The 15,594-nt window shown below is 63.2% G+C and carries 14 protein-coding genes; 4 read left to right on the plus strand and 10 right to left on the minus strand.

All coding sequences use genetic code 11. The features are described from left to right. Positions 1 to 40 precede the first annotated feature (40 nt). Positions 41 to 1,330 carry a lactate racemase domain-containing protein gene (locus tag ACGYLY_RS21565; RefSeq protein ID WP_395284494.1) on the minus strand — a complete coding sequence of 430 codons (1,290 nt, stop codon included), beginning with the start codon at positions 1,328 to 1,330 and terminating at the stop codon, positions 41 to 43. Positions 1,331 to 1,487: 157 nt separating this feature from the next. Here ACGYLY_RS21565 and ACGYLY_RS21570 point away from each other — a divergent pair, with 157 nt between their 5' ends. Further along, positions 1,488 to 2,705, plus strand: coding sequence for a mandelate racemase/muconate lactonizing enzyme family protein (locus ACGYLY_RS21570; protein WP_395284493.1), 1,218 nt, complete (start codon positions 1,488 to 1,490; stop codon positions 2,703 to 2,705). On the opposite strand, the gene ACGYLY_RS21575 is transcribed toward ACGYLY_RS21570, so the two are convergent. The 3 genes from ACGYLY_RS21575 to ACGYLY_RS21585 form a co-directional block, all read right to left on the minus strand. After that, positions 2,698 to 4,371, minus strand: a complete 1,674-nt coding sequence (locus ACGYLY_RS21575; protein WP_395284492.1) for a thiamine pyrophosphate-binding protein — start codon at positions 4,369 to 4,371, stop codon at positions 2,698 to 2,700. The genes ACGYLY_RS21570 and ACGYLY_RS21575 overlap by 8 nt on opposite strands. A 74-nt stretch (positions 4,372 to 4,445) precedes the next feature. Further along, complete coding sequence (locus ACGYLY_RS21580; protein ID WP_395284491.1) at positions 4,446 to 5,630, minus strand: hypothetical protein; 1,185 nt, start codon at positions 5,628 to 5,630, stop codon at positions 4,446 to 4,448. Positions 5,631 to 5,637: 7 nt separating this feature from the next. Continuing rightward, positions 5,638 to 5,931: a hypothetical protein gene (locus ACGYLY_RS21585; protein ID WP_395284490.1), complete on the minus strand. Its 294-nt coding sequence runs from the start codon at positions 5,929 to 5,931 to the stop codon at positions 5,638 to 5,640. 91 nt (positions 5,932 to 6,022) lie between these two features. Between ACGYLY_RS21585 and ACGYLY_RS21590 the strand changes: the two genes are divergently transcribed. Next, positions 6,023 to 6,379 (plus strand): cupin domain-containing protein, encoded by a 357-nt coding sequence (locus ACGYLY_RS21590; RefSeq protein ID WP_231187973.1) that lies wholly within the window; start codon positions 6,023 to 6,025, stop codon positions 6,377 to 6,379. A gap of 33 nt (positions 6,380 to 6,412) precedes the next feature. Here the strand turns inward: ACGYLY_RS21590 and ACGYLY_RS21595 are convergent, their stop codons facing one another. Next, a complete protein-coding gene (locus tag ACGYLY_RS21595) occupies positions 6,413 to 7,204 on the minus strand; it encodes an SDR family NAD(P)-dependent oxidoreductase (RefSeq protein WP_395284489.1) in 792 nt (263 codons plus the stop codon). A gap of 229 nt (positions 7,205 to 7,433) precedes the next feature. On the opposite strand from ACGYLY_RS21595, the gene ACGYLY_RS21600 reads away from it, so the two are divergent. After that, entirely contained in the window at positions 7,434 to 8,708 is a 1,275-nt protein-coding gene (locus ACGYLY_RS21600; protein ID WP_395284488.1) for a four-carbon acid sugar kinase family protein, read from the plus strand. 82 nt (positions 8,709 to 8,790) lie between these two features. Here ACGYLY_RS21600 and ACGYLY_RS21605 read toward each other — a convergent pair whose 3' ends face one another. From ACGYLY_RS21605 to ACGYLY_RS21620, 4 genes are read right to left on the minus strand one after another with little or no spacing between them, the layout of a single operon-like run. Then, a complete protein-coding gene (locus ACGYLY_RS21605; RefSeq protein ID WP_395284487.1) occupies positions 8,791 to 9,978 on the minus strand; it encodes an ABC transporter ATP-binding protein in 1,188 nt (395 codons plus the stop codon). Positions 9,979 to 10,018: 40 nt separating this feature from the next. After that, complete coding sequence (locus ACGYLY_RS21610; RefSeq protein WP_395284486.1) at positions 10,019 to 10,897, minus strand: carbohydrate ABC transporter permease; 879 nt, start codon at positions 10,895 to 10,897, stop codon at positions 10,019 to 10,021. Then, on the minus strand, positions 10,894 to 11,847 hold the full coding sequence (locus tag ACGYLY_RS21615) for a carbohydrate ABC transporter permease (RefSeq protein WP_395284485.1): 954 nt from the start codon (positions 11,845 to 11,847) through the stop codon (positions 10,894 to 10,896). The genes ACGYLY_RS21610 and ACGYLY_RS21615 overlap by 4 nt, the downstream gene beginning before the upstream one ends. A gap of 7 nt (positions 11,848 to 11,854) precedes the next feature. Then, positions 11,855 to 13,405, minus strand: coding sequence for an ABC transporter substrate-binding protein (locus tag ACGYLY_RS21620; protein WP_395284484.1), 1,551 nt, complete (start codon positions 13,403 to 13,405; stop codon positions 11,855 to 11,857). A gap of 182 nt (positions 13,406 to 13,587) precedes the next feature. Here ACGYLY_RS21620 and ACGYLY_RS21625 point away from each other — a divergent pair, with 182 nt between their 5' ends. Further along, positions 13,588 to 14,520 carry a 3-hydroxyacyl-CoA dehydrogenase family protein gene (locus ACGYLY_RS21625; RefSeq protein ID WP_395284483.1) on the plus strand — a complete coding sequence of 311 codons (933 nt, stop codon included), beginning with the start codon at positions 13,588 to 13,590 and terminating at the stop codon, positions 14,518 to 14,520. Between the two features lie 17 nt (positions 14,521 to 14,537). Here ACGYLY_RS21625 and ACGYLY_RS21630 read toward each other — a convergent pair whose 3' ends face one another. Next, on the minus strand, positions 14,538 to 15,506 hold the full coding sequence (locus tag ACGYLY_RS21630; protein ID WP_395284482.1) for a D-2-hydroxyacid dehydrogenase: 969 nt from the start codon (positions 15,504 to 15,506) through the stop codon (positions 14,538 to 14,540). Positions 15,507 to 15,594 lie beyond the last annotated feature (88 nt).

A 15,594-nucleotide genomic window follows, 5' to 3' on the forward strand; every position in this document is an offset into this window, starting at 1 on the left:
CGACGGACTCCATGAAAAATGTGGGGATGCCCGCGCTATCTTACTGGATTTCCTCGAAAGTGGCCTCACCCTCCTCGAAGTCGAGGCGCTCCCAGTCCTGAACCGAGACGTTCTCGGCTTCGTCGACGAGCGCCTCCGAGATACGGAACTCCGAGAGGTGGCCGGTGTCGCGAATCCAGGCGACGCGAACCCGTTCCGGGTCGTACGGACCGACCGAGCCGAGCGTGACGTTCACCGCGGCCTCGTCGGTAGGGAGGACTACCGGGAGTGCCGCCTTCGCGAGGGAGTTACTCGTGATGATGTTCGTGTACGTCTGTGCGAGGTCGAGTCCTTCGACCAGCGACCGTCGGGTGACGTCCGCGAGACCGATACCGGCACCGTTCCCGTGGGACGCCTCGGTCAGTCCGCGGACGTAAATCCGCTTGATGTCGGGGAACTCGGGGTCGTCCGCGTTCAATACGTTGTACCGACCGATGACGTTCGTGTCCATGCCCGCCCCCGAGACGTCCTTCCCCATCCGGTCCACGACGAGGACGTCGAGTTCGTCGTACGGAAGCGTCGGCATGTACTCGTACGCCCGTTCCAACAGCGGCGTCTCACCGTCCGGCAGTTCCCCGACGGGGATGCCGGCCACCTCCGCGAGTCGGTCGTGGAAGTTCTCGACGAGCGCGATGCCGCCGACGAGATTCGATTCGGCGGCAATAACGTCGAACGCGTCGCGGAGGACGGTCTCGTACCCGTCGACGATGGCGTGTTCGTGCGTGTTCCGGGCACCTTGCTGTTTCCCCAACCCGATGACGCTCATCTTCGTGAGACCGCTCTCGACGGCACCGTGGAAGTTCGTATGTGCCTTCACCCGGTTTATCACCAGCGTGGCGTCCGCTTCGAGGGCGGCCGTAGACCAGTGAACGGGGAATCCGCGGTCGGTCTCCCCGAGGATGGTCGTGTCCGTGCGCGGGTCAATGGGGCAGTCGAGTGCGTCCTCGGTGATGCCGTAGGATTCGAGGACGGTCCGTTGGCCCTCGGAGGTCGCCCCGCCGTGACTCCCCATTGCCGGAACGACGACCGGGTCGAATCCGCGGTCGGCGAGTTCGGTCACGACCGCGGCGGTGACGGTGTCGATGCGGTCGATACCGCGACTTCCGACGCCGACGGCGACGGTCGAACCCTCCTCAGCGCCGTCGAGCGGGAGGGAGCCGACTTCGTTTCGGGCGACCGACTTGGGGTCGTCGAGTTCGGGCGTGGACGGTTCGTGACGCACTCGTGCAAACCGCGGTAACTCCACGTCGGGCACGACCGGAGCGAGTTCGTTCGCGTCGGGGAATTCCATACCGTTCGTTGCGAAAGCGTTCACTTAAACGATCGTATCGTACGGTATCCGGTGACAATGGTTATATGGGTTCGATTCCGTACATCGAACGTTATCCCATGGAAGCGAACGCCACGCTGAAAGGTAGCGAGCGGAACGGACGCGGAGGACGGGACTGATGCGCGACTTTTCCAACCACGCGACCAACCGCGCGCCGGACCGGGACGTGAAGATCACCGATATCGAAACCGCCGTCGTCGAAGGGAACTTCGAGTGGAATCTGGTGAAAGTACACACGGACGCGGGTGTCACGGGCATCGGCGAGTCCTATCGCGGCGGAACGGTCACGGATCTCATGGAATACATGAAGCGCTTCCTCGTCGGAGAAAATCCGCTCGACCCGGAGCGAATCTTCCGTCGCATCGTGCAAGACATGTCCGGCCACGGCGGCACGACCGGAAAGGTCGTGACCGCCGCCTCGGGCGTCGAAATCGCCTGCTGGGACATCATGGGAAAAGTCCTGGGGGTTCCGGTCTATCAGTTGCTCGGCGGGAAGTATCGTGACGCGGTCCGGATTTACTGCGATTGCCACGCGGGCGAAGCGTTCGAGACCGAGGACGGATACGTCGCCCATCACGACGAGGACGCCTATCGCCCCGAAGCGTACGCAGAGGAGGCGGCTCGTGTGGCAGAGATGGGCTTTACCGCCCTCAAGTTCGACCTCGACATGGAGATGGACAACCACCCGGATCCGTACAACGGGCGAGTGTCGAACCGCGCCGTGCAGCGGAAGGTCGATATCGTGGAGTCAGTCCGCGAGACCATCGGATATGATATCGACCTCGCGTTCGACATCCACTGGGACTACTCGCTGGACAGCGCGAAACGCGTCGCGCGAAAGCTGGAGCCCTACGACCTGATGTGGCTCGAAGACGTCGTTCCCCCGGAGAACATGGACGCCCAGCGCGAAGTCGCCCGGGCGACCGGTATCCCGCTCGCGACCGGCGAGAACAGGTTCCGCGTCCACGAGTTCAAAGAGCTCCTCTACGACTTCGGCGTCGATATCGTCACGCCGGACCCGTCGACCTGCGGCGGTCTCGCCGAATCGAAGGCCATCGCGAACCGGGCCGAGGAGAACTACATCGCGTTCTCGCCGCACAACGTCTGTAGTCCCATCGGAACGATGGCGTGTGTACATCTCGGAGCCTGTATTCCGAACTTCGACGTCCTCGAATACCACGCGCTCGAAGTCGATTGGTGGGACGACCTGCACACGAGCGACCCGCTCATCGAGGACGGCTACATCGAAGTCCCCGAGCGACCGGGACTCGGTATCGAACTCGACGAAGACGTCGTCGAGGAACACCTGCTCGAAGGCGAATCCGGTTTCAATTGAACGAGAGCTCGGTTTCGTAGTCCGCGGCGGCGGCCGCGGACGGCTCTTCCGTTTCGACGGTCACGTCGATGAGCTCCGGCCCCGCCCGTCGCTCCACCGCGTCCGCGACGGCGTCACCCGCCGCCGCCGCCGTGTCGACGGTGGTCCCTCGAACGCCGAAGCCCTCGGCGATTTCGGCGAAGTCGGGACGGTCCCACGTGAACTCGTGCCGGTCCGTGTACTGCATGATCTTCGGCGACTTCGAGATGATGCCGTAGTCCGCGTTGTTCGAGACCACGACCACGACGTTGAGACCGTACTCGGCGGCGGTGTGGAGTTCGTGGATGCACATCATCAGTCCGCCATCGCCGGTGAGGCAGACGACGGGCTGGTCGTCGTCACGGCCGACCGCGGCGCCGATCGCCGCCGGAAGACCGACGCCCATCCCGGCCCACGACCCGGCGGTGACGAATCGGTCCGGGGCGTCGGTTTCGAACGTCTGCATCGACCAGAGTCGAAACCCTCCCACGTCGGTCGTGACCGGCGATGCACGGGGTGTTGCTTCCCGGACCGCCGCGAGGAGTTCCGGCGTGTTGGCGGGCGAGTCACCATCGAAGAGTCCGAGGTCGTGGAGATGGTTCTCGTACTCAGCGCGGACGCGTCGGGCGACGTCGGCACCGTTCCAACCGTCCCCACCCCGACCTTCCAGGTCCGCGAGGATGCGGTCGCCCGCTCGGGTGACGTCGTCCACGATGGCGACGTCGGCGTCGTATCCCTCGTTCACGTCGTCGGTGTCGAGCGTGACGTGGACGAGTGTCTCCCCCATTGGAAGTTCCCAATTGGCAGTGGTGACGCCGTCGAAGTCGGTTCCGAGTGCGAGGACGACGTCGGCGGCGGAGAGCGTCTCGCGCATTCCTGCTGGCGTGTGTGTTCCGGTGACGCCGAGCCAACGATCGTCGCTCTCCGGGTAGACGCCTTTCCCCTTGAGCGACGTGATGACAGCAGCATCGAGCGCCTCGGCGAGTTCCCGGACGACACGAACCCCCTCGGACGACCGACGTACCCCTCCGCCGACGTATATCACCGGTCGCTCCGCTTCGGCGAGGAGATCGGCAGTCTCCGAATAGGAGTCGTTCCCGTACGTGGCCCGTTCAGGGGTTACGCTCACCTCGGGTGCCTCGATTTCGGCCGCGAGGAGACCCGACGGGACGCCGAGTCGAACCGGACCACACGGCGGGGTGAGGGCCGTCTCGATTCCCCCTTCGACCAGTTCGTGGAGTTCGAGTTCGTCGCTCACGGTCACGTTTCGCTTGACGACGTTGTCGAACGTGTCCGACTCGATTTCGTGAATAGGACCCTTCCCGCGGTCTTCGGGGTTCACGTCGGCGGAAACGTGGAGGATAGGTACGCAATCTTCGTGGGCGTTTTGTAGCCCGTGCATCACGTTCGTGTCCCCGGGGCCGGGGACGGTAAGCGTCGCCGCAGGTCGGCCGGTCGTCTCGAAGTATCCCCACGCGATGTGCGGGACCGCGGTTTCGTGCCGGGCCATCAGATACGCCATTTCGTCACGCCGGACCACGATCCGGTCCAAGGGAAGCGTCTGGGTTCCGGGAAGGCCGACGAGCAATTCCACACCCGCGTCGACCAGCGCATCGTAGACGAGTTCGCCGCCAGTACCAGTTACCATAGTTACGTGGTGTGCACCCATCCCACAAAACGATTCCTCAGGACGAGCGGAAAGGGGACGGGTCGGACGTTCGGTCAGGCGGACCCGTTAGCCGCCGCGCCGTTCGGAGTCGATTCGTTCGTCGCGGTTCCGTTGCCGACACCGCCGGTGTCTATTTTCCGCAACGAAATTTCGGTGTTCGCCTTCGGCATGGTGATGGAGAGCGAGGCACCTGCCGTTCCAGCACGATGATCACCGAGGGCGTTCGCTATATCGCGGATACCCCTCGACGCGACCTCGTTTTCCCGGTCGCCTGCTCGCTTTCGGAGGGTCGCTGCCGCGCTCGTCTCGGCGTCACGGAGGTCGGTGGCGATACCATCGATGCGGGCCCGTTGTGCGGGAGTGAGACTCCGATCCCGTAGGTCCGCTATCGACGACCGAGTGTCTCCCGCGACCGAGTAGGTGGCCAATCCGGTATCGATGAGACGGATGGAATCGCCGTCGTTCCACCCGATTTCGACGCTCGACTCCCGAAGCATGTCCACACGGAACTCGGCCTTGCCGATGGCCGCATCCGTCTCGCTCATTCCGGGAGTCACCGTCTCACGGGCGTCGTACGACGCGAGAACGGCCTTTTCGAGGGGGTTGTACGCGTTCGAGGGATATCCGGCGGCGGCGACTGCGCCGACACCGAGACCCGTGGCCGTCAGGAGGGCAACCGCGAGAAGGATGCGAAACCCGCCCGTGATGGGTTTACGATTACGCATCGGGTTCGCCCACGATTGGTCGAAGGACGTATCGAGAGTCGTCGCGATATCGTCGGCGAGGTCCGCTGTCCGCTTCGAGGCACCCGCGAGGACGAGTCTGCCCGCCGCGTCGACGCGCACGAACGAGTTGTGAAACCCGGCGTGGGTGACCGAGAGGCCGGTTCCCTCCGGGAAATCGTTGGCGGCGACGTCCTCGTAACTATCGGTCCCGTTGACGGCGTCGCGGACGCTATCGAGAACCTCCTCGCGCCCCCGAAACGTTTCGGTGGACCTGAAGTACCGGTCCTTCGTCCCGGCGCGGGCGTCCGCGGCCTTCGACTCGCGCAGATATTGGTAAACCGTGTGTTTCGCGAGGGAGATTGCATCCGGCGCTATCGCCACGAGGATGGCGACGAGCGCTATCCACGCGAACGGTTCGAGACCGGCCGTCGAACCGTATTCGAGAATCCCCCATGCCGCGGCGATGAGGAGAACCGCGCCGCCGAATATCGCCGTCGTGCGCAGTTTGTTCATCGTCTCGTCACCGTGTGTACGTCCCGAGGACGATTCGTTTGAGTTTGCCGATGATACCGACGTTTCGCTTCTGCCTCTCCGCTTCGAACAGCGGTTCCATTTTCACGTAGAGGTCGTCTTCGTCCTCGAACCGGTCGATGTCGCCCTCCGCGAGGAGTTCCCCGAGCATCATCGAGTTTCCGCGTTCGTCGATTCGGATGTTCGCGAGCGCGTGTTTCCGTTCCAGTCGCGTCGTCGTGACGGGGTACGACCACCCGCTCTCCTCGATGAGGTCAACGATTTTCTTGGGCCCGTACGTCATAACCTACCATAGCTCATCGGGCGGATATAAATCTTACACCGTGCCTTCTCCCACACACTTTTGACGTTCGATCGAGTGGGAGCGAACGACCATGGAACCGACGTTCTTCGACGAGGCGGAATCGTACGAACCCGAAAAAGGCTGGCGGCGCGTTTCGATGGCGGGCAGCGAGGAGTTCACCTTCGAGTGGTTCGAAAAGCCCCCCGGACACTCCTCGGCGATGCACGACCACGAGAACGAACAGGTCTGTCTCGTGCTACAGGGTGAGATGACGGTCTACACCGAGGACGACGAGGTGACGCTCGGCGAAAACGACTCCGTGTGGCTCGATTCGTGGGAGGCCCACCGCGTCGAGAACACGGGCGACGAACGCGCCGTCGGCTTGGACGTGTTCGCTCCGGGACGGTCCTTCGACTTCTGGCTCGACCGGGAGGAAGACGACGACTGATTCGTCCCGAACCTCCTCATTTTAGCGCACGACTCAGTCCCAGACGAAGGTGTTCGCCGTGAACCCCGAATCGACCGTGAGTATCTCGCCGGTCGTGTACGACGCTGCATCGCTTGCGAGGTAGATCGCCGCGCCGATTATCTCCTCCGGATGGCCGAGACGTCCCGCAGCGGTTCGCTCCGCGATACGGTCGTGGCGCGGCATCCCCTCCGCGTAGACCCCCTCCGTCTGCTTCGATTCGATAAATCCGGGACGGACGGCGTTGACACGTACCTCGGGGGCGAACTCCTGTGCGGCGACGCGCGTGAAGGCGCCGAGTCCTCCCTTTGCGGTCGAGTACGCGGCGAGTTCCGGCATCGCCAGTTCTGCGGAGAGGGAGGCGACGTTGATGATGCTTCCGTCCTCCATCTCGGGAGCGAACACCTGTGTCGCGCGGCGCGTGCCGTCGAGTTGGACGTCGAAGACCGCATCCCACTCGGCGTCGGTTGCGTCCGCGATATCGCTTCGTGCGATACTGCTGGGCGAGTTCACGAGAACGTCGGTCCCGCCGAGTTCGGCGTCGACCGTCTCCCGCACGGATTCGAGCGTTTCCCGAGCGATGACGTCGCACGTCACTTCGACGGTGTCTGCACCCTCCGCACGGAGGGTTTCGGCGGTGTCCCCGACGCGCGACTCGGACCGACTCGTCGCGACGACGTCGGCGCCGTCCTTCGCAAAGCCGATCGCGATCGCTCGCCCGATGCCGCTCGTGCCGCCGATTACGACGGCCGTCTTTCCCTCGACGGTGACCGGTCGATACTCGTTCGTTCCTCCACTGTCGGACATACACTCATCACTGAGGGGATCGGGTATTTTGCAGTTTCCCGTCGGCACGGTTTCGGCGGGAGGTAGAACTAAGATTCTTCGCGGGGGAAGGGGAGACCATGATAGACATCGATACACCGGGCCGTCCCCTCCAGAGATCATCAGCGGACTCACAGTCGGAGTTTCCCCTCAGTGTGCCATCGTCCGAGACGCGGTTCCGCGACGAAATCGACGGCGTCCACTCGGGTCGATGACCGCAGACCGCACCCTCGTCGTCGCCGACGACTTGACCGGCGCGATGGACACGGGCCACTCGTTCGCCGGACGAGGGTACGAGACCATCGTCCGACTCGATTCGGACTTCGACGATCCGGAGGCGGCAGTCACCGTCGTCGACACCGATTCGCGCTACGCCGCCGCCGAAGAGGCGGCCTCCCGGGTCCGGAGCGTCGTCGAATCCACCGACGCTGCGGTCGTCTATAAGAAGGTGGACTCGACGCTCCGCGGGAACCTCGGCGTGGAAATCGCCGCCGCTCACGACGCCATGGACGCCGACGCGACGGCCGTCGCACCGGCACATCCCTCGAACGACCGCCTCACCGCGTGTGGCTACCACCTCGTCAGCGGCGAACTCCTCACCGATACGGAGGTCGGGTCGGACCCGGACAGCGGAATCGGGACCGCACACGTACCGCGCCTCGTTCGAGAACAGATAGGCGGTCCGGTCGCCCACGCGGGTATCGAACGCGTCGCCGGGCGCTCGATCGGCGAAGCGCTTCTCCCCCCCGACGACGTCGAACCCCACGACCGTCACATCGTCGTCTTCGATATCGTTCACGATTCGCACCTCGACGCCGTCGCCGCGGGTGCCCACGGGTACGACGGGGACGTCCTTCTGGTCGGAAGCGCCGGACTCGCCGAACACGTCCGTTGCCCCGGCGAATCCACCTTGGAGTCCTCGTCCGTCGCCGCGGACCCCAGCGGTGTCGCCTTCGGCGTCGCGGGGAGCGTGAATCCGAGGACGCTGACGCAACTCGGTGCGGTCCCCGAAAATCGGGTCGTCCGACTCGACGCCCGAACCGCCGTGAGCGCCCCCGACGACGCCGCGAGAAATGCCGCCGCCGAATGCCTCGAACGGCTTGCAACGGAACCGGCGGTCGTCCTCACGGCGGCGCGCGACGGCGATACCGTCGCCGCAACGCTGGAGACGGCGAGACGGGAGAACGTCTCGGGACGCCACGCCCGCGAGCGAGTGACCGCCGCGCTCGGTATCGCTGCCGAAACCGTCTGGGAGGGACGGAACCCCGACGGACTGTTTCTCACCGGCGGTTCCGTCGCGAAGAGCGTCCTCGACCGACTCGACGCGGACGGGGTCGCCCTCGGCGGCGAGGAGATCGACGTCGGCGTCCCCGTCGGTGAGGTTCGCGGTGGGGAGGCCGACGGAACGCCCATCGTAACCAAGGCGGGTGCCTTCGGCGGGAACTCGACCATCGTCGACGCGCTCGATCGTCTCCGTCGGGTCTGATTCGGGGGACGGAACGTCCACGCCGCTATCGGGAAGCGAGCTACGATTCGTTGTCGGCGAGCAAAAAAACGGTCCGAGCCGTCTACTGAGATGTGACGTTCTGCCCGGTGTCGTCGTCGAAGAGGTGTATCTTGTTCACGTTCGGTGAGAGGGAGATGGTGGCGTCCTCGGTGGCGTTGCTGTTGGGGACGACGCGAGCCGTGAACTCGATGCCGCCGTCGGGCGGCGTGAGCGTGAGGAACTTATCGGACCCCATCGGCTCGACGACTTTGACGAACGCCTCGAAGGTTCCCCCGTGACGCTGGCCGTCGGATTCCGCGTCGTGAAGGTCCTCGGGTCGGATGCCGAGGGTGACGGAGTGGAGCGGCCCGTCCCACTCGTCCACGGCGCGAACGTGCTGTTCGGGCAGGTCGATGGTGAACAGGCCGTCGGCGTGCACCTCGTACCCGTTCGCCGTCTCGCGGAGGTCCACCGGAACGAAGTTCATCGGAGGTTCACCGATGAAGCCCGCGACGAACTGGTTCGTGGGATTGTCGTAGAGGTGCTGTGGCGGTCCGATCTGTTGGAGTTTCCCGTCGTTCAACACGACGACGCGGTCGCCGAGCGTCATCGCCTCCGCTTGGTCGTGTGTCACGTAGATGGTCGTCTTTCCAACGCGCTTGTGAATCTCGTTCAGCTCCGTCCGCATCTGAACGCGGAGTTTCGCGTCGAGGTTCGACAGCGGCTCGTCCATCAGGAACACCGAGGGTTCGCGGACGATGGCGCGACCCAACGCGACGCGTTGTTGTTGCCCGCCGGAGAGTTCGCTCGGCTTGCGCTCCAGCAGGTCGTCGATGGAGAGGAGGCTGGCGGCCTCCTCGACCCGAGAATCCACCTTGTCGTCGGGGTAGTTCCGGATGCGAAGCGGGAACGACATGTTCTCTCGAACCGTCATGTGCGGGTAGAGCGCGTAGTTCTGGAACACCATCGCGATACCCCGTTCCCGGGGATCCTTTCCGGTGACGTCGTTCCCCTCGATCCAGATGCGGCCTTCGGTGGCTTCCTCCAAGCCGGCGACGGTTCGGAGGGTAGTGGTCTTTCCGCACCCCGAGGGGCCGACGAACACGAGGAACTCACCGCGTCGAACGTCGATGTTGAGGTTTTCGACCGCGACGACGTCCTCGCCGCCGGACCGGTACACCTTCGTGAACTCGTCGATTCGGACGTTGTGGTCGTTCGATTTGTCGTCGATACTTGATCGTACCGCGTTTTCGGATTCGCTTTCGCTCATTCTGTTGGCTCCGTTCGTTGATGGTTCGGTGTCTGTTCGGTCATTCCTTCAACGCCCCCGCCGTCAGGCCGCTCACGATGTAGCGCTGGAAGAACACGACGATGAGGATGGTCGGAAGAACGGCGACGATGCTCGCGGCGGCGAGGCCCGCCCACTGGACGGAGACGTCGCCGACGAATTTGAAAACGGCGACGGAGATCGGCATGGACTGCAGGTCCGTCGTCACGATGAGCGAGAAGAGGAACTCCCGCCACGAGTAGAGGAAGGTGAGGATGGCGCACGCGGCGACGCCGGGGGCCGCGAGCGGCAACGCTATCCTCCAGAACGCTTGGAACTTCGTACAGCCGTCCACCCGCGCCGACTCGTCCAAGGCGGGCGGGATGGACATGAAGAAGTTCCGCATGATGTAAATCATCAACGGCAACCAGAGGTAGATCTGGGCGATGATGATCCCCGGCAGCGTGTTCAGCAACCCTCCCCACGACATGATCTGGTAGTACGGAACGACGAGGCCGATGGGCGGGAACAGTCGCGAGAACAACACCCCGATGAAGATGATGTTGTCGCCGCGGAACCGATAGCGGCTGAACGCGTACCCCGCCGGAGTGGCGAGGGCCATCACGACTGCCGTCGTCACCGACGAAATGATGAGGCTGTTCAGTAGCGCCTTCCAGTACTGTTGACCGATGAGAACCTCGTAGTACGACTTCAACGTCGGGTTGCGCGGAAGGTAGTGGAGGTTGTACACCGCGCCGTTCGTCTTGAACGACGTGAGCAGCTCCCAGAACAGGGGAACGATGACGCTCAGCACCGCGAGTGCGAGCACGAGATGCACGATGTACGGACTCTCGACGACGTCCCAGAACCGCTGTTTGCTCTCGTAGCTGATCCGTTCGTATCCTTCGTTCGGCGTGCTCATTCGTCCTGAACACCTCCCATGATCTTCGTGACGTAAATCACGGCGACGATCAAGGAGATGAGGATGATGAACGTCGCGATGGCCGACGCGTATCCGTAGTCGAAGTTGATCATTCCCTCCCGATAGATGTAGAGGCTGAACACCGTCGTCCGCGTTCCGGGACCGCCCCGCGACAGCGGGAAGATGATGGCGAACGCGCGGAAGGCGAACATCCAGTTCATCAGCGCGACGATGGCGATGTACGGCCGCAGGTACGGAAGCGTGATGGCGCGAAACGTCTGGAACGTCGTGGCCCCGTCGACCTTCGCCGCGTCGTACATGTGGTTCGGGATCGATTGCAGGCCCGCCAGCAGGACGATCATCGCGAACGGGAGTCGAGCCCACGCGTCCGTGAACGTCACGATCGCCATCGCGAGGTTTTGCTGGGCCAACCACGCGTACGGCTGGTCGAGGATACCGAGGTCCATGAGGACCATGTTTATCAGACCCAGTTTGTTACCGGTGAATATCCACTTCCAGATGAGGGCGACGACGGCGATGGGAATGGCCCACGCGAACATCATCACCGTCGAGTAGGTGTTCCGGAGTCGTCGGTGGGTCACGTGATTGATGGCCAGTGCGACACAGAGCCCGCCGCCGAGGCTCAGCGCGAGCGACCCGAACGAGTAGACCAACGTGTGCCGAAAGTACGTCCAGAACTCGTCCCGTCCGAGCATGTCGGTGTAGTTCCCGAGGCCGATGAACCGACTCGGAACGCCCGGGAGGGTCAGGTAGAACGACTGCCTGAACAACTGGAGTACCGGATAGATGAAGATGGCCGTGATGACCACCAGGGCCGGTCCCAGAAGGACGAGGAGGATGTGGTCGTTGACGAACTGGGAGAGGCGGTACTTCACCTCCTCGTACGCCGTATCGGGCTCGCCGAACGGGGTGTCTGTTTCATATGACATGGGATGATTACTGCCCGAGGACTTTGTCGACGTAGTCCTGTGCGTTATCGAGCGCTTTCTTCGGGGACACGTCACCCGCGAGGGCCTTCTGGCATTCCTGGCTCACGTGTTGCTTGATGGGTCGTTCCTGCGGGAAGACCTCGGCCTTGTTCAACTTCATCTGCTCGCCGCGAATCTCCGCGTAGTTCGCGGAGTCGGTTTTCGCCGCCTCCGTGTAGACGTCCTTGGAGTACGATTGGTTGCCCTCGACGACGAACTCCCACCACTGGCTCGTGAGGCTGAGTCGGGTGTCGAGGTAGAGCATCGCGGCGAGTTTCTTCTTCGTCGGCGCGTTCACGTTGATGCCGAGACCGGTGGGGGACGCGATGCCCGCCCGAGTCGGATTCGGCGCGTCCTTGCCACCCTTCGGGCTGAGCGTCGGCGTGTACTGGCCCTCCTTTTTGAACTTCGCCATCGCCTTGGGAACGAGGTCGCCGTACACGGGAACCATCGCGAACTGACCCGAGAGGAAGCCGTCGGCCAAGTCGCCCTGTCCGTAATTGACCACCTCGTCCGGCACCCATCCCTTGTCGTGCCACTCGACCATCTTTTCGAGCGCGACCTGGGCCGGTTTGCTGTTCACCGTCACCGTCCCGCTGTCGTCCATGAACTGACCGCCCGCCTGGTAGAACATCTTCATGAAGTCCCGCATGGTGTAGACGCGCGAGGACCCGCGATAGGCCCACGCGTACGTCCCGGTGCCTTCGAACGCCTTCATCGCGGCTTCCAAATCGTCCCACGTCCACGTTCCGTCGAGGATGGCCTTCCGCGATTTCTCGGGGACCCCTTGTTTCTTCAGAAGGTCCGGGCGGACGTGGATGAGGCTGGCTTCCAAGTACGTCGGACCGGCGTAGAGGTGGTCCTCGTACTTGAGCGAACTCTTCATCACCGGCTGATACGGCTCCCACATCTCCTCTTTGGGCATCAGTGCATCGAGCGACTCGAGGTTGTTCCCGGAGACGAACGACGAAAGCGAGTCGGTGATGACCACGTCGAACATCTCGGGTTTCCCCTTCCCGGCCTGCAGGAACGCCGTCTCCTTCGGGATGGCCTGGTCGACCACGATTTCGAGCGGGTTGAGCGTGATACCCGAGCGGTCCTCGAACAGGGCGTAGGTCGCCACCGTCGCCGGGTCGTACTTCAGCGACCCGAAGTTGAGTATCTGGAGTTCACTGACGTCGCCGACGACGTCCTTCCACCCGTCCGGGAGCTTGAACGGCGAGGATTTGAGCGATTTCGAATCCTTCCACGCCTGCTTGTTCGTGAGCTTCTTTTCGGACGGGACCGCTTTTCGGTCCCCGATCTTCCACTCGTCGAGCGACGTCATGCGTCGCTTCTGCCAGTCATCGGCGAAACCGATCTTCTTCGCCTTCTTCGTGAAGTCCTTCGATCCACCGCCCCCGCTTCCGCCGCCTCCCATGTCGGTACAGCCTGCGAACGACCCGAGCAGTCCGGCGCTCGCGAGCGTGGAGTACTTCATCATCCCTCTACGATCGATGCCGTTGTTACTTCTTGGCATAGGATTACAGTCTAAGTGAGTAACCAAATAATTATTGAACAGTATTATAATATAATGCAAAGTAATAATAATATTTACTAAATATATATGACTCTTTTCGGTCTCCGTCGAGCAGGCGTGATGATCGTCGGATTTCGAGCGACGGTACAGTTTAGTGGGTGCGACGCACGCTCTCACCCACGATGCATCCGATACGGGACGTTGCGGTCATCGGCGCGGGGAACATGGGACACGGCTTCGCGGCTCATTTCGCGCTCAACGGAAGATCCGTCGCGCTCTACGATCATCACGAATCGAATCTCGATAGCGCCCGAGAACGCATCCGGGACGTCCTGTCGTTTCTCGACGAACGGGACCTCGCACCCGTGGAACCCGAGGACGCGTTCTCCGAAGTGACCTACCAAACCGACCTCGAAGCGGCCGTCGACGATACCGACTTCGTCCTCGAAACCGTCACCGAGGACATCGAAGTCAAACGGGAGCTGTTTCAGCGTATCGGCGAAGTGGCCCCTAAAGACGCCGTTCTCGCCTCCAACACCTCCAGTCTCCGCGTCACCGACATCGCCGACGGTGCGCCGAGCTGCGCGGATCGAATCGTCGGTTGTCACTGGTGGTACCCGCCCTATCTGCTGGAACCGGTCGAGGTGGTCCGCGGCGCGGAGACGTCCGACGAGACGATGGACCGGACCGCGGCGTTCGTCGAAGCCGTCGACCGGAAACCGGTGGTCGTCGAGCGCGACGTTCCGGGGTTCGTCTGGAACCGCATCCAGAGCGCCGTCGTCCGGGAGTGCATGCATCTCGCCGCGGAAGGTGTGGCCTCCATCGAGGATATCGACACCGCCATCCGCGACGGCTACGCCCGTCGAACGTCGGTCGTCGGCCCGTTCGAGACGATGGATATCGCCGGTCTGGACCTGTTTCGCACGGTCACGGACGAACTCTACACGCACCTCTGTGACGACGACGAACCGAATGCGCTCTTCGACGACTACCTCGACCGTGGGCGCGGGGGAATCGCCGACGGCGCGGGGTTTCACGACTACGACTCCCCGGACGCGGTGACGCGTCGACGGGACGAACGTCTGGCCGCGCTTCGTCGCCTGTACGAGAAATAAAACCTCGCAATTTCCCCCTACTCCGGCCCCGCCACCTGATTCTCCAACTCGCGGTATTCCCTGGTCTCGTCCACCCGCTCCAGGTTGCGTGCGAGAATATCGGCACATCGCTCGTAGTACTTCGGGGTATGTCCGGCCATGTGGGGGGTGATGTGAACGTTCTCGAAGTTCCACAGCGGGTGGTCTTCGGGAAGCGGTTCGGGATCCGTCACGTCCAGCGCCGCGCCGCGAAGTTGGTTACTCCGCACGGCGTCGAGCAGCGCGTCGGTATCGACGACCGGTCCGCGGGCGACGTTGACGAGGACGGCATCGGGAGCGAGGACGTCGAACTCCTCCGCACCGATGAGCCCCTCCGTCGTCTCCGAGAGCGGGCACGCGAGGACTACGTAGTCCGTTCGTGCGAGCGCAGACTCGAACTCGGGGCCGTCAAAGCCGACCACCTCGTCCGTCGGGCCGCCCTTTGCGGGCGTGTATCGAACGCCGATGGTATCGACCCCGAACGGTTCCAACCGCTCAACGATCGCCCGTCCGATGGCACCGAGGCCGACGACGGTGACGGTCGCGCCTTTGAGTTCGTGGGCTTGGTAGTGTTCCCACCGGCGGTTCCGTTGTCGACGCCATCCCTCGTCGAGGCGGCGTGTGAACACGAGCAAGTTACCGAGGACCTGTTCGGCCATGTTCGGCGCGTGGATTCCGGACCCGTTCGTCACCGCGACGCCGTGCGATTCGAGTTCCGCGAGGGGAAGGTGTTCGTATCCGGCGGAGTAGCAGGCGAACAACCGCATGTTTTCCGCGTTCGCCAGCAGTTCGTCGTCGATTCGCTTGCTCGTGACGACCGTCGCGTCGGGGATCTTTTCGAGTTCCTCGCCGCGCGTTCGCGCCAACTCGACTTCGGCGTCCGGCACTCGCTCACCGATCGCCGCCGCGTACTCCTCGATCGGCATTCCGTGCGTCCCCGACTTCAGTACCAGTATCGTTCGCTCCATTACGAACGATTCGTTCCACGAGAACGGTATAACTGTTCCGCCGCGGCGCGACTCCGTCCGCCTTCGCGTTCGCTTCGGACGATCCCCT

The sequence above is a fragment of the Haladaptatus sp. CMAA 1909 genome, from assembly GCF_043952005.1.
Lineage (GTDB): Archaea > Halobacteriota > Halobacteria > Halobacteriales > Haladaptataceae > Haladaptatus.

What these genes read in the sequence shown, in the direction of transcription:
- ACGYLY_RS21565 (WP_395284494.1), bottom strand. Translation starts at nt 1,330, where the DNA reads ATGGAATTCCCCGACGCGAACGAACTCGCTCCGGTCGTGCCCGACGTG.
- ACGYLY_RS21570 (WP_395284493.1), top strand. Translation starts at nt 1,488, where the DNA reads ATGCGCGACTTTTCCAACCACGCGACCAACCGCGCGCCGGACCGGGAC.
- ACGYLY_RS21575 (WP_395284492.1), bottom strand. Translation starts at nt 4,371, where the DNA reads ATGGTAACTGGTACTGGCGGCGAACTCGTCTACGATGCGCTGGTCGAC.
- ACGYLY_RS21580 (WP_395284491.1), bottom strand. Translation starts at nt 5,630, where the DNA reads ATGAACAAACTGCGCACGACGGCGATATTCGGCGGCGCGGTTCTCCTC.
- ACGYLY_RS21585 (WP_395284490.1), bottom strand. Translation starts at nt 5,931, where the DNA reads ATGACGTACGGGCCCAAGAAAATCGTTGACCTCATCGAGGAGAGCGGG.
- ACGYLY_RS21590 (WP_231187973.1), top strand. Translation starts at nt 6,023, where the DNA reads ATGGAACCGACGTTCTTCGACGAGGCGGAATCGTACGAACCCGAAAAA.
- ACGYLY_RS21595 (WP_395284489.1), bottom strand. Translation starts at nt 7,204, where the DNA reads ATGTCCGACAGTGGAGGAACGAACGAGTATCGACCGGTCACCGTCGAG.
- ACGYLY_RS21600 (WP_395284488.1), top strand. Translation starts at nt 7,434, where the DNA reads ATGACCGCAGACCGCACCCTCGTCGTCGCCGACGACTTGACCGGCGCG.
- ACGYLY_RS21605 (WP_395284487.1), bottom strand. Translation starts at nt 9,978, where the DNA reads ATGAGCGAAAGCGAATCCGAAAACGCGGTACGATCAAGTATCGACGAC.
- ACGYLY_RS21610 (WP_395284486.1), bottom strand. Translation starts at nt 10,897, where the DNA reads ATGAGCACGCCGAACGAAGGATACGAACGGATCAGCTACGAGAGCAAA.
- ACGYLY_RS21615 (WP_395284485.1), bottom strand. Translation starts at nt 11,847, where the DNA reads ATGTCATATGAAACAGACACCCCGTTCGGCGAGCCCGATACGGCGTAC.
- ACGYLY_RS21620 (WP_395284484.1), bottom strand. Translation starts at nt 13,405, where the DNA reads ATGCCAAGAAGTAACAACGGCATCGATCGTAGAGGGATGATGAAGTAC.
- ACGYLY_RS21625 (WP_395284483.1), top strand. Translation starts at nt 13,588, where the DNA reads ATGCATCCGATACGGGACGTTGCGGTCATCGGCGCGGGGAACATGGGA.
- ACGYLY_RS21630 (WP_395284482.1), bottom strand. Translation starts at nt 15,506, where the DNA reads ATGGAGCGAACGATACTGGTACTGAAGTCGGGGACGCACGGAATGCCG.